This is a genomic window from Kitasatospora sp. NPDC101176 (genome assembly GCF_044768035.1).
Classification (GTDB): Bacteria; Actinomycetota; Actinomycetes; order Streptomycetales; family Streptomycetaceae; genus Kitasatospora.
In genome coordinates this window covers 137628-149718 of record NZ_JBIWPA010000011.1, presented here as the reverse complement: position 1 = coordinate 149718, position 12091 = coordinate 137628, and the positions used below count along the sequence as shown (strand labels likewise).

Here is a 12091-nt window from a genome sequence, read left to right as displayed (position 1 = left end):
CCATGGCCTACACCGACTTCACCAAGTACAGCCACGCCCAGCTCCGCACCATGGCCGAAGCCCTCGACCCCGGCGCCGTCATGGCCGCCGGAGACCCGTGGCGCCGCGCCGCCGACACTCTCAAGGCCATCCGCGCCACCCTCACCCGTGCCAGCACCGAAGCCGCCGTCACCTGGGAGGGCGCCACCAGCGACGCGTTCCACACCCGCATGCTCCACCTCGCCGACGGCATCAACAACGCGGCCTCCTACGGCAACGACGCCGCCAACACCCTCCACGCCATGTCCGAGGCCATCGCCAAGGCCAAACGCGACATGCCCGAGGAACCCAGCACCTGGGAACAGGCCAAGAACACCCTCGGCGACGGCATCTCCTCCGTCTTCGGCGGCGACGACGAACACCTCCCCCTCGCCGACCGCCGCAAGACCGAAGCCGCCACCGTCATGCAGACCCTCGCCATGCACTACCGCATCGCCACCCCGGCCCTGAAGCCGCCGCAGCCGGTGAGGGGACCGAACGATCCGGTCCGGTACGAGGACCGTGACGCGCCACCCGGCGGAGACCCCGGAGGCCAGGCCGCGGCTGCGGCGATGATGGTCGGAGCGATTGCGACCGGTGAGCGCACGGTCGCGTCGGCGGCACCGGTGAACGCGGTCCGGCCACGCACCGCCGTCGCCCAGTGCGTGGCGCCGCACCCCGGAACACCCCGGACGATCGCGCCGTCCGACCCGGGGATCAAGGGCGGGAGCCCGCAAGCCGAGCCGAAGCGCTTGGCCTTCACAGGGCCGGTCGGGTCGGGAGGCGGGTTCGGAACGCACTCCGGAGCCGGTCCGGGTACTGGTACCGGAATCGATGCCGTGCGGGCGGGAACGGCTTCGCACAGCGGCAGCGCGACGTTCCACCACGTGGTCCCGGGTGCGCCCGAGGCAGGCTCGGGCGCACCGTCCGGACAGGGCCTTGGAGCGCCAGGGCGAGCCAGCGGGAGCGGGTGGGCGACGCCTGCCAAGGCGGTGATGGGAGGGGAGGACGACCGGGCGGTTCCCGGGCGCCGAGGCGGCCGTGCCCCTGGATCGGGCGGAGTGGTCGAAGGGAGGCCCGGTGGGGTGGTCGGGGGCGGCCGGGAAGGCGCTCGGGACGGCGGGCGCCAGGCCTTCACCGAAGGAGGGTCCGGGCTCGCGGCCCGCGCCAGGACACGGGGCGAGGCCGTGTCGGGGGCACCCGGTGCACTGGGGCCGGTGATGGGCGGCGTGGCCGGTCCGCGTGGCAGGAGCGACAAGGAGAACGGCGGAAAGCGGCCCGACTACCTCGTCGAGGATCCCGAGACCTGGGCGGCGGCGAAGCCGGCGAATCCGAATGTGGTGGAATGAGTGACCTCTGCCGACGTGCGGAGCGACAGGACCCGTTGTCCCGCCAGGACGTCGAGCCTAGGGGCGCATCACTGACTGGGGTGGACGTGTCTAGTGGCCGACTGGTACGCGGCGCGGGCGTGCTGACCGCCGGGGCATTGCTGTGGGGAATGGCCGCCGCGCCCTCGGTGGCGGACCAGATCAGGGATTCGCAGTGGGTGCTGCGCACCTTCGAGGTCGAGAAGAAAGTCTGGCCGCAGAGCCAGGGCGAGGGCGTCGTCGTCGCGGTCGTCGACAGCGGTGTGACGCCGGATCACCCGGACCTCACCGGGCAGGTGTTGCCGGGTGCCGACTTCTCCGGGGCGAACACCGATGGCCGGACCGATTCCCTGGGGCACGGGACCGGAATCGCCAGCCTGATCGCCGGCCACGGACACGGGGAAGGAGCCGGGGTGGTGGGCCTCGCGCCGAAGGCCAGGATCCTGCCGGTTCGCATCAGGACGAACGGTGAGTCTCCGGATCTCGCGCAGTCCGACATCGCGCTGGCGGTGCGGTACGCCACCGACAGCGGCGCGAAGGTCATCAACATGTCGATCGGCGGATATTCGCGGTTCGATTCACAGGCGCGCGCCGCGATCGACTACGCGGTCTCCAAGGACGTCGTCATCGTCGCGGCGACCGGAAACGGTGGAGGCGACTCCGTCGAGTACCCGGCAGCCTTTCCGGGCGTCGTCGCCGTGACGGCGGTCGACGAGCAGGGCAGGCTGTGGGGGAAGGCCACCCCCGGGCCGGAGACCACTCTGGCGGCTCCCGGTGTCGAGATCTACCACGCGTCCGTGAAGTCCGCTTCGGCTTACGGCATCAGTCAAGGGACGTCCGATGGCGTCGCCTACGTCTCCGCCACCGCCGCGTTGATCCGGGCGAGGTTCCCGGGCCTGTCCGCCGGGCAGGTGATCAATCGGATGATCAAGTCCGCCTCGCCGCCGGCGGACGGGTCGGCGGTGCCGAACGACCGGTACGGGTACGGCGTGGTGTCGCCGGCGAGGGCGTTGGCGGTGGATCCGGCGGTCGACGGGGGCGCGCGGGAGAATCCGCTGGTGGGGCGGCGGGAGTCGCAGGGTGCTGCGCCGGAGGCGGCTGCGGGGCCGCCGGGTGACGAGGCGGTGGTTCCGGCCGCGGAGGCCGGTGGCGGGGGTGGCGGCTGGTTCGGGGTGGGTGTGGCGGTCGGGGTGGCGTTGTGGGGGGCATTGCTCGGCGGGGTGGTGTCGGTGGTGCTGCTGGTGGTGCGGGCGCGGCGGCGGAGGCGGTCGGCGGGGGGTTCGTCCGGGGTGCGGTGAGGGCCGGGTGGCGGGGCTGACGAGGCGGGGGCTGGCAGCATCTTGGTGGTGGGTGGCGTCATTGCCGCTGGTGGGGCGGGTGGCGGGGCGGCGATGCTGGGGGCATGAGCACTTCTGAGCGCGCTGCGGGCGGGGCGGACGGGATCGTGTCGGGCGGGGTCGTGCCGGGCGGTATCGTCCCGGACGGCAAGGACTGGACGTGGGTGTTGGAACGCCCTTGTCCGGACTGCGGGTTGGACACTCCGGCGGTGGTGCGGGAGGACGTCGCGGGGATGGTCCGGGCGAACGCGGCGGCCTGGCGGGCGGTGCTGTCGGGGGATGCGGGTGAGGTGGCGCGGCGGCCGGCTCCGGGGGTGTGGTCGGCGCTGGAGTACGCGTGCCACGTCCGGGACGTGTTCCGGCTGTTCCGCGTGCGGCTGGGGCTGATGCTGGCCGAGGACGGCCCGTCGTTCGCGAACTGGGACCAGGACGGCACGGCGGTCGCGGAGCGCTACGGGGAGCAGCGGCCGGAGGTGGTGGCCGGCGAGCTGGCGGAGGCCGCGGAGGTGCTGGCGGTGGCGTTCGAGGGGGTGACGGGCGGGCAGTGGCTGCGGACCGGGGACCGCAGTGACGGCGCGCGGTTCACCGTGGAGTCGTTCGCCCGCTATCTGATCCACGACCCGGTGCACCACCTGTTCGACGTAACGGGTGTGCGGGTCTGAGCCCTGCGTGCGGCCTCGGCCGCCGGCGGCGGTGCGGGCGAGGGTGCGGGCTCACCAGCCGGAGGCCTCGCGCAGCATGGTGCGCCGGAGGCGGCCGGCCACGCTGGCGGTGTCGGTGCCGATGACGTCGGCGATCTCGGGGGCGGCGAGGCCGACGACGTAGTGCAGGATGGCGAGGTCGTCGTCGGCGGGGTGCCGGTCCGGGGTGGCGGGCACGTGCCGGGTGTGTTCGGCGACGGTGCTGCGCAGGATCTGCCAGGCGTGTGCGGTCGGGTTGGAGCTGCCCAGCAGTTCGCGCCAGTGGACGGCGATTTCGGCGAAGGCCTGTTGGACGGCGGTGGCCGCGGTGCTGTGTTCGGTGAGCCAGACCCGGGCGTAGCTGAGGTACCGGGGGCGGTGGAGTTCGCAGAAGGCGGCGAACTCCAGTGGTACGTCCTCCGGTTCGCCGGGCCTCGGGGGCGGCTCGGCTGCGCTCGCGTGACGATTGGTCATCTCGTCTTCTCGGCAAGGGAGATGGATTTCTGACGGTCGATCATCTGTGCTCACTCTACGGTAGGCCCTAGGTGCGCTGGGTGACCAATCTGATGGAATGCCCGGAACCCGTCGCCGCTCGGCCGGTTCCGGTGGCGACCGGTGCGGAGCGGTGGTGGGGCGGCCGGGCGGTGGATCGGCGGGGGAGTGGTGCGCAGTCCTGCGGGGGGCGTAGGTGCGAGCATGTCGCGGCTGGTCAGAGGGGGTGGGGCGGCGGTGGCCGCGCGGCGGTTGATGTGCCACCGTAGGGCTTTCGGCGGCCGACGTCCACGCCCACGGCGCGAAGCCGCGCCCGCACAACCGCCTGCGCAACCGCGCCCGCCACCGTGGCCGCCCCCCTCGGGTCCCGTGGGTGGGTCGTTCCGGTGCGGCCGCCCCGCGGCGCCGCCTGGCGCATCCTCGGTGCCCGTGCTCGTGCGGCGCTCCGGGTCGGGTGGACGGCGCCCGGCGGGAGTGCGCGCGGAGGGGCGTGTCCGGGCGGGTCGCGCCCGGGGTGCCGGCGGCGCGCGCCGCGCGGGGTGGGCGGCGTGCGCGGGGTGGGCGCGCTGCGGATGCGGTGGAGCTGGCACACGCTGCGCGCCGGACGGACGTGGTGGCGGGTGGCGCGTCCGCTGGGCCGGCGGCGCACCCGGTGGTCAGGAGGTGGGTCGGGCCTCCGTCGGGGCGATCCGGTCGTCGACGGCGCTGGTCCGTTCGACCTGGGTGGGGAAGGCCTCGACGGCCCGGCGCCGGGCGAGTTGGGCGGCTGCGGCAGCCGCGGCCGCAGCCGCCGCGGCTGCCCCGGCGGCGGCCTCCTCGCGCTCGCACCGGTGCGCCGCCACCCCGGCGGAGGGGTGCCCGGCGGCGTGTCCGGCCGTGGCGTGTCCGGTGCCGTGCCCGGTGCCGTGTCCGGCGGCGGTGTGCCCGCCGGTGGGGTGGGCGGCCGGCTGGTGCCCGTCCGTCGAGCGTCGTCGTCGGCCGAGTTCCGCGCGGGCGGCGTGTTCCTCGGCCGCCTGTCTCGCGGCCAGGTAGGCCTGGACGGCGGCCATGCCGTAGACCGGCTGGATGAGCTGGTGGCCCTTGAAGAACGGTCTGGCCGGGGCGAACCCGGCGGCGACCACCAGGTCGCGGATCTCGGCTATCTCGGCCTCGCTGCGGGCGGTGAAGCGGACCTCCCAGCCCTTCTTGTACGTATGGCCCTGTTCGCCGCTGCGGCGCGCCGGGTCCGGGCGGCGGACGTATCCGGGCAGACGGCCGAGGCGGAGCTGGGCCGCGCGGAGGCCGGCGGTCTCGTCACGTGACATGACGTAAGCCTAGGCAATCCCCGGGGCGGGATTGACGTCTGGAGGGTCTCTTGGAGTATGCCTTTGGTCACTGTCGGTCAGGCGACCAGGTCGGCGATCACTTTCGATCGCATCTGACAACCTCGCGACCAGCAATTACTCCGAATGAGTGAGGGTATGGGGACTTTAGTGCGGGTGGATCCCGGTTTCGCGACGGTTGCGTAACAGTGCGTCAGGCGGCCGGTGCCGGGTCGGACCGGTTGGGGATGGTGTTCGTATGAGCTACCGGATTCCCACGCCGCCGCCGTCCCTCGAGGAGTTGGCGAAGCGTCAGCAGAACGTCGTCACCGCGAGCCAGCTGCGCGCCCGGAGCGTGCCGGCCCGCCTCATCACCGAGCACTGCCGGCGCGGCGGGCCCTGGCAGCGCCTGCTGCCCAGGGTCTACCTGCTGCAGTCGGATGGCCCGACGCCGGAGCAGCGGATGTGGGCCGCGCTGCTGTACGCCGCGCAGAACGGCCGCGAGGAGGGCCGCCGCGAGGGGGCGGTGATCACGGGCGCGGCCGCGCTCGCGCTGTACGGCTTCGCCGCGGTGCCCCGGCTGCCGGCGGTGACCGGGGTGGACGTCCTGGTGCCCCGCCAGCGTCGGCTGAAGGACGCCGGAGACGTGCGGATCCGGCGCACCGAAAGGGAGTTGGTGGCCCGCTCGGTGCACGGCCTGGCCTGTGCGCCGGTCGCCCGGGCGGTCGCGGACGCACTGTGCGAGTGGACGGCGGCGGGCGCCGGCGCCCCGGTGCCGGTGCGCGAGGTGCTGCGGGAGGCCGTCTCCCGGCCGGACAGCCGGTGCACCGTCCGGGAGTTGGCGGCCGAGCTGACCGAGTCGGGGCTGACCGCCGAGCCGCGGGTGCGTGCCGCGCTGGACGAACTGCTCTCCGCCGAGCGGGACTTCGTGCTGGAGCGGGTCGGCGAGCTGGTGGACGAGGGGCTGCTGCCGGTCCCGCTGGTCGGCCCCGAGCTGCGGATGCGCGGCGGCACCTTCATCGCCGTCCCGGACCTCTACTGGCCGGAGCGCGGCGTCGCGGTCGAGGTGGACTCGGACCTGCGCTGCGTGAGCGAGGGCGAGGCCGCCTGGGTGCGGGGCGGCCAGCACCGGATGGAGTACCTGGGGATCCGGGTGGTCTACGTCTGCGGCGCCCGGCTCGCGGCGGACCGGGACGCGGTGGGTGCCGAAGTGCGGGAGGCGTTCCGGGCGGGCGGCACCGACGTGGTCGAGCTCATGGTCGTCCCGGAGCCGGTCCCGGAGCCGGGGCAGGAGTAGCGGCCGGAGCCGGGGCGGGAGCGGCGGCCGGCTCCCGGCCGGGGCCCCGGCCCGAGTCCCCGGCCGGAAGCCGGCCCCGGAACGCGGAGACCGGGGGCCGGGGCGGCCGGGCGGAACCTAGCCCTGCACCACCGGGGTGCCGACCAACTCGACGCCCGCGGCGCGCAGTTCGGCGAGCGCGGCGGTGGTGGTCTCCGGTGCGACCCCGGCGGTGAGGTCGAGCAGGACGCGGGTGGTGAAGCCGGCCCGGGCGGCGTCCAGGGCGGTGGCCCGGACGCAGTGGTCGGTGGCGATGCCGACCACGTCGATCTCGTCGACCTGCCGTTCGCGCAGCCACTCCAGCGGGCCGCGGTCGTTCTCGTCCAGCCCCTCGAAGCCGCTGTACGCCGCCGCGTAGGCGCCCTTGTCGAAGACCGCCTCGACCGCGCCGGAGATCACGGCGGGGGCGAAGTTGGGGTGGAAGCCGACGCCCTCGGTACCGGCCACGCAGTGCACCGGCCAGCTGTCGACGTAGTCGGGCTCGGCGGAGAAGTGGGGGCCCGGGTCGATGTGGTGGTCGCGGGTGGCGAGGATGTGCTGGTAGCCGGCGGCGGATTCGGCGATCAGGTCGGTGATGGCGGCGGCCACCTCGGCGCCGCCGGCGACGGCCAGGCTGCCGCCCTCGCAGAAGTCGTTCTGCACGTCGACGACGATCAGGGCCCGGTGCATGGTTCGCGTCCTCGGGTGTGGGGGGGCGTCCGCGGGGTGGCGGCGTCCCGGTGGGGGAGCCCGCGGGAGCGCTCGGCCCGGTGGCGGGCTCGGGGTCTCGGGGGGCTCCGGGGGAACTCTACGGCTGACTCTAGGGAGTGGCGCGCGGGGGCGGAAGGCCTCCGCCCCCGCGCGGGCGGTGGGTGCCGGTCAGACGATCAGTTCGGTCGGCAGGACCGGGTCGCCCTTGGAGAGCTGGGTGGCCGACAGCGGCAGCGCGGCCCGGGCCCGGACGTGCCGTTCGCGGGCGGCCGTGAGCGGCTCGCGGCCGACGGTCTCGCCGCCCCGCACCAGGGGCACCTGCACCAGGTGCGGCTCCAGTTCGGCCGGGACGGGCCCGGTGCCGACCACCTCGGCCTCGGCCACGCCGTCCGCGTCGGGCCGCCGGGCGGCCCACTTGCGGCCGCCGACGCTGGTCTTGCCGCCGGCGGCGCGCTTGGCCACCGGGATCAGCGGTCCGCCCTCGGTCTCGGCGCGGGCGACCAGCTTGTAGACCATGGCGCAGGTCGGGTGGCCGCTGCCGGTGACCAGGCTGGTGCCGACGCCGTAGCCGTCGACGGGGGCGGCGGCGAGCGCGGCGATCGCGTACTCGTCGAGGTCGGAGGTGACGATGATGCGGGTCTTCTCGGCGCCGAGCTCGTCCAGCTGGCGGCGGACCCGGTGGGCCAGCAGGGTGAGGTCGCCGGAGTCGATGCGCACGGCGCCCAGCTCGGGGCCGGCCACCTCGACCGCGGTGCGGACGGCCTCGCGCAGGTCGAAGGTGTCGACCAGCAGCGTGGTGCCCCGCCCCATGCTGGCGATCTGCGCGCGGAAGGCGTCCCGCTCGCTGTCGTGGACGAGGGTGAAGGCGTGGGCGGCGGTGCCGGTGGTGGGGATGCCGTGGGCGAAGCCGGCCTCCAGGTCGGAGGTGGCGGCGAAGCCGGCCACGTAGGCGGCGCGGGCGGCGGAGACGGCGGCCCGCTCGTGGGCGCGGCGGGCGCCCATCTCGATGACGGGGCGGCCGCCGGCGGCGGCGGTCATCCGGGAGGCGGCGGCCGCGATCGCGGAGTCGTGGTTGAGGATCGAGAGGATCACCGTCTCCAGGATCACCGCCTCGGCGAAGGTGCCCTCGACGGTCAGCAGCGGCGATCCGGGGAAGTAGACCTCGCCCTCGGGGTAGCCGTGGATGTCGCCGCTGAAGCGGTAGTCGGCGAGGTAGCGCAGGGTGTCCTCGTCGACCACGCCCTGGCCGGCGAGCCAGTCGAGCTGTGCGGTGGTGAAGCGGAAGTCCTCGACCGCGTCGAGCACCCGGCCGGTGCCGGCCATGACGCCGTAGCGGCGGCCGCCGGGCAGGCGGCGGGTGAACACCTCGAAGACGGAGTGGCGGTGCGCGGCCCCGCTGCGCAGGGCGGCCTGCAGCATGGTGAGCTCGTAGCGGTCGGTGAGAAGCGCGGTCGAGCCGGCCGCGCGCACGGAAGTGGCGTCCATGCGGATGATGCTACTACCACTTAGCGTCAAAGTGACGATTTCTCGCGACGCGACCCGGGTCGGAATCGCCCGGGGGTCCCCCGGATGGCAGCATGGGGCTGAAGAGGCGTGGACGGACTGCGCAGCGAGGAGGACCCGCAGGTGAGTGTCGCGCCCGTGGAGATCGAGCGCCCGGAGGTCGAGGGACTGCCGGTGACGGAACCGGACACCCCCTGGGTGACGATCGTCCACAACGACCCCGTCAATCTGATGAGCTACGTCCAGTACGTCTTCCAGGCCTACTTCGGGTACCCGAAGGACAAGGCCAGGAAGCTGATGATGGAGGTCCACACCAAGGGCCGGGCCGTGGTCTCCAGCGGCTCCCGCGAGGAGATGGAGCGCGACGTGCAGGCGATGCACGGCTACGGGCTCTGGGCGACGCTCCAGCACGACTGACCGGGGCCCGCGGCCCCAGTACCCCACCCGAGACGACGAAGACGGGCTGACCGATACAGATGGCTGGGTTGTTCGAGAGTGCCGGCGGCGGCGGTGCGGCGATCGCGCTGGAGGAGTTGGAGGTCTCCATCCTCCGCTCCCTGGAGGTGGGGATCCTGCAGCTGATCGGGCCCGGCCCGGGCGGGGACGGGGGCGATCCGCTGGCCGCGCTGTTCGCCGAGGGGCCGAGCGAGACGCCGGCCAACCCGGTGCTCGCCCGGCTGTTCCCGGACGCCTACGGGGATCCGGCCGAGCCGGCCGACGAGGAGAGCCGGGCCGCCGCCGGCGAGTTCCGCCGCTACACCGAGCTGGACCTGCGGGCCCGCAAGCGCGAGGACGCGCTGCACGTGGTGCGGACCCTGGACCGCCTGGGCGGCGGCGGGGTGCTCAAGCTGGACCCGGCCGACTGCCAGCGCTGGCTGGGTGCCCTCAACGACCTGCGGCTGACGCTCGGTGTCCAGCTGGAGGTCGGCGAGGACGACGACGAGCTCTACGAGCTGCCGGACGAGGACGACCGCAAGCCGCTGGTGATGGCGTACCTGTGGCTGGGCGCGCTCCAGGAGACGTTGCTGGAGGCGATCGTGGACTGATCGTGCCCGGATCCGGGCAGGCCCCGACCGCTTCGTCCAGTATGTGGACGATTGGTCGGGGCATTTCCGTCTGAACCGGGCGAAAACCTCCCAGGGCATGCTCAAATAACGCTCAGATGGAGCCCGCTTACCGAACCCTGCGTGGTACGACTTCTCCACCCCACGAGACCCACCAGGACGGTGCACCATGGCCGAGAAGCCGAACGACGACGCGGTCGTCGCGAAACCGGACGAGGAGGGCTACGAGCGGGGGCTCGGCAGTCGCCAGATCCAGATGATCGCGATCGGCGGTGCGATCGGCACCGGCCTGTTCCTCGGCGCCGGCACCGCGATCTCCAAGTCCGGCCCCAGTCTGATCCTCTCCTACGCCGTCGCCGGCCTGGTGATCTTCGTGATCATGCGCGCCCTGGGCGAACTCCTCACCTACCGCCCGGTCTCCGGCAGCTTCGCCGAGTACGCGCGGGAGTTCCTCGGCCCCTTCGCCGGCTACGTGACCGGCTGGACGTACTGGCTGTTCTGGGTGGTCACCGGCATGGCGGAGACCACCGCCGCCGCCGTGTACGTGAAGTTCTGGGCGCCCGGCTTCCCGCAGTGGCTCAGCGCGCTGACCTTCCTGGTGATCCTCTACGCCGCCAACCTGATCTCGGTGAAGCTGTTCGGCGAGATCGAGTTCTGGTTCTCCATGGTCAAGGTCACCGCCATCATCGGCATGATCCTGATCGGCGTCGGGGTGCTCACCCTCGGCTTCAGCAAGGCCGGTGACACCGCGTCGGTCACCCACCTGTGGCAGAACGGCGGGTTCTTCCCCAAGGGCATCGGCGCCACCGTGATGACCCTGCAGATCGTCATGTTCGCCTACCTGGGCGTCGAACTGGTCGGCGTGACCGCCGGGGAGAGCGAGAACCCCGAGAAGACCCTGCCGCGCGCCATCAACACGCTGCCCTGGCGCATCGCGCTGTTCTACATCGGCGCCCTGGTGGTCATCCTCTCGCTGGTGCCGTGGACCGAGTTCCAGCCCGGTGTCAGCCCGTTCGTCGCGGCCTTCGGCAAGATCGGCATCCCGGCCGCGGCCGGGATCATCAACTTCGTGGTGCTCACCGCCGCGCTCTCCTCCTGCAACTCCGGCATGTACTCCACCGGCCGGATGCTGCGCGACCTCGCGCTGCGCGGTCAGGCGCCCGGGCGGCTGACCAAGCTCAACAGCCGCCGCACCCCGGCCTTCGCGATCACCGTCTCGTCCCTGCTGATGGGCGCCGGCGTGGTGCTCAACTACCTCGTTCCGGCGCGGGCGTTCGAGTACATCACCTCGGTCGCCACCGTCTGCGGCCTGTGGACCTGGGCGATGATCCTCATCGCCCAGATCCGCTACCGCAAGGCCTGGCAGGGCGGACGCCTTCCGGCGCCCACCTTCAAGGCGCCCGGCGGCGCCTGGATCAGCTGGGCCGCGCTCGGCTTCCTCGCCCTGGTCGTGGTGCTGATCGGCCTCGACGAGGACAACCGGATCTCGCTGTACGTCTTCCCCGCCTGGGCCCTGGTCCTGGTGGTCGGCTACCAGCTCCTCAAGCGCCGCGACCCGCAGGCCGCGCAGGGCGCCACCGAGGACCGGGAGCTCGCGCGCGACGCCGGCTGACACCCCTCCCGGGCCCGGTCGCGGGGCCCGGTCGCGGGGCGCCTCCGGGGCCCCGCGACCGGGTGGCGGACACCCGGTGCCCGCGCTCCGGACATCCCGGCGGACACCCGCCGGGGCGTGGCTATCCTGACCGCATGCTGACCATCACCCGAGAAATCCGCGACCGGATCGTGGCCCACGCCCGCGCCGACCACCCGGACGAGGCCTGCGGCGTGGTCGCCGGGCCGGCCGGCACCGGGCGCCCCGAGCGCTTCATCCCGATGCTCAACGCCGCCCGCTCGCCCACCTTCTACGAGTTCGACTCGGGCGACCTGCTCAAGCTCTACCGCGAGATGGACGACCTCGACGAGGAGCCGGTGATCGTCTACCACTCGCACACCGCCACCGAGGCCTACCCGTCGCGCACCGACGTGAGCTACGCCTCCGAACCGTTCGCCCACTACGTCCTGGTCTCCACCGCCGAGGGCAACGGCGAGGACGACCCCTACCAGTTCCGCTCGTTCCGCATCGTGGACGGCGAGATCACGGAGGAAGACGTCCAGGTCGTCGAGGCCCACCCGGCCTGACCGGCACCCCCCATGGGCCCGGCCCGCCCCCCCGCCCCCGCCGGGGGGCGGGGCCCGCTCGGCTCCCCCCCCGGGGCGGGCACAAACCGGTCCCCCGACCGCGATGTCGGCGCGGGCCCGGGCCA

General features: G+C 73.4%; 12 protein-coding genes. 8 read left to right on the top strand and 4 right to left on the bottom strand.

What is annotated here, in order from left to right; translation table 11 throughout:
- Window positions 1-2: 2 nt before the first annotated feature.
- From ACIRS1_RS18115 to ACIRS1_RS18105, 3 genes are all read left to right on the top strand, one after another.
- A complete protein-coding gene (locus tag ACIRS1_RS18115) occupies window positions 3-1367 on the top strand; it encodes a WXG100 family type VII secretion target (protein WP_402840695.1) in 1365 nt (454 codons plus the stop codon).
- Window positions 1368-1486: 119 nt separating this feature from the next.
- Window positions 1487-2683, top strand: a complete 1197-nt coding sequence (gene mycP / locus ACIRS1_RS18110; protein ID WP_402840692.1) for a type VII secretion-associated serine protease mycosin — start codon at window positions 1487-1489, stop codon at window positions 2681-2683.
- Window positions 2684-2787: 104 nt separating this feature from the next.
- Entirely contained in the window at window positions 2788-3384 is a 597-nt protein-coding gene (locus tag ACIRS1_RS18105) for a DinB family protein (RefSeq protein ID WP_402840690.1), read from the top strand.
- A 51-nt stretch (window positions 3385-3435) separates the two neighbouring features.
- Here the strand turns inward: ACIRS1_RS18105 and ACIRS1_RS18100 are convergent, their stop codons facing one another.
- The gene (locus tag ACIRS1_RS18100) at window positions 3436-3876 is read right to left on the bottom strand and encodes a hypothetical protein (protein ID WP_360218167.1); all 441 of its coding nucleotides are present in this window, start codon (window positions 3874-3876) and stop codon (window positions 3436-3438) included.
- A 674-nt stretch (window positions 3877-4550) separates the two neighbouring features.
- A complete protein-coding gene (locus ACIRS1_RS18095; RefSeq protein WP_402840687.1) occupies window positions 4551-5198 on the bottom strand; it encodes a hypothetical protein in 648 nt (215 codons plus the stop codon).
- A gap of 256 nt (window positions 5199-5454) precedes the next feature.
- Between ACIRS1_RS18095 and ACIRS1_RS18090 the strand changes: the two genes are divergently transcribed.
- Window positions 5455-6492 carry a hypothetical protein gene (locus ACIRS1_RS18090; RefSeq protein WP_402840684.1) on the top strand — a complete coding sequence of 346 codons (1038 nt, stop codon included), beginning with the start codon at window positions 5455-5457 and terminating at the stop codon, window positions 6490-6492.
- Between the two features lie 117 nt (window positions 6493-6609).
- Here the strand turns inward: ACIRS1_RS18090 and ACIRS1_RS18085 are convergent, their stop codons facing one another.
- Window positions 6610-7200, bottom strand: coding sequence for an isochorismatase family protein (locus ACIRS1_RS18085; RefSeq protein WP_360218158.1), 591 nt, complete (start codon window positions 7198-7200; stop codon window positions 6610-6612).
- Between the two features lie 189 nt (window positions 7201-7389).
- Window positions 7390-8706 (bottom strand): nicotinate phosphoribosyltransferase, encoded by a 1317-nt coding sequence (locus tag ACIRS1_RS18080; protein WP_360218155.1) that lies wholly within the window; start codon window positions 8704-8706, stop codon window positions 7390-7392.
- A gap of 141 nt (window positions 8707-8847) precedes the next feature.
- On the opposite strand from ACIRS1_RS18080, the gene clpS reads away from it, so the two are divergent.
- The 4 genes from clpS (at window position 8848) to ACIRS1_RS18060 (ending at window position 11966) form a co-directional block, all read left to right on the top strand.
- The gene (gene clpS, locus ACIRS1_RS18075) at window positions 8848-9141 is read left to right on the top strand and encodes an ATP-dependent Clp protease adapter ClpS (RefSeq protein ID WP_360218152.1); all 294 of its coding nucleotides are present in this window, start codon (window positions 8848-8850) and stop codon (window positions 9139-9141) included.
- 59 nt (window positions 9142-9200) lie between these two features.
- Window positions 9201-9770, top strand: a complete 570-nt coding sequence (locus ACIRS1_RS18070) for a DUF2017 domain-containing protein (protein ID WP_360218149.1) — start codon at window positions 9201-9203, stop codon at window positions 9768-9770.
- A 187-nt stretch (window positions 9771-9957) separates the two neighbouring features.
- Complete coding sequence (locus tag ACIRS1_RS18065; protein WP_360218146.1) at window positions 9958-11400, top strand: amino acid permease; 1443 nt, start codon at window positions 9958-9960, stop codon at window positions 11398-11400.
- A gap of 134 nt (window positions 11401-11534) precedes the next feature.
- Complete coding sequence (locus ACIRS1_RS18060) at window positions 11535-11966, top strand: M67 family metallopeptidase (protein WP_360218143.1); 432 nt, start codon at window positions 11535-11537, stop codon at window positions 11964-11966.
- The last annotated feature ends 125 nt before the right edge of the window (window positions 11967-12091 follow it).

Bases quoted from the DNA above. Each gene is read 5' to 3' on its own strand.
- ACIRS1_RS18115 (WP_402840695.1), top strand. From the start codon at position 3: ATGGCCTACACCGACTTCACCAAGTACAGCCACGCCCAGCTCCGCACC.
- ACIRS1_RS18105 (WP_402840690.1), top strand. From the start codon at position 2,788: ATGAGCACTTCTGAGCGCGCTGCGGGCGGGGCGGACGGGATCGTGTCG.
- ACIRS1_RS18100 (WP_360218167.1), bottom strand. From the start codon at position 3,876: ATGACCAATCGTCACGCGAGCGCAGCCGAGCCGCCCCCGAGGCCCGGC.
- ACIRS1_RS18095 (WP_402840687.1), bottom strand. From the start codon at position 5,198: ATGTCACGTGACGAGACCGCCGGCCTCCGCGCGGCCCAGCTCCGCCTC.
- ACIRS1_RS18090 (WP_402840684.1), top strand. From the start codon at position 5,455: ATGAGCTACCGGATTCCCACGCCGCCGCCGTCCCTCGAGGAGTTGGCG.
- ACIRS1_RS18085 (WP_360218158.1), bottom strand. From the start codon at position 7,200: ATGCACCGGGCCCTGATCGTCGTCGACGTGCAGAACGACTTCTGCGAG.
- ACIRS1_RS18080 (WP_360218155.1), bottom strand. From the start codon at position 8,706: ATGGACGCCACTTCCGTGCGCGCGGCCGGCTCGACCGCGCTTCTCACC.
- ACIRS1_RS18070 (WP_360218149.1), top strand. From the start codon at position 9,201: ATGGCTGGGTTGTTCGAGAGTGCCGGCGGCGGCGGTGCGGCGATCGCG.
- ACIRS1_RS18065 (WP_360218146.1), top strand. From the start codon at position 9,958: ATGGCCGAGAAGCCGAACGACGACGCGGTCGTCGCGAAACCGGACGAG.
- ACIRS1_RS18060 (WP_360218143.1), top strand. From the start codon at position 11,535: ATGCTGACCATCACCCGAGAAATCCGCGACCGGATCGTGGCCCACGCC.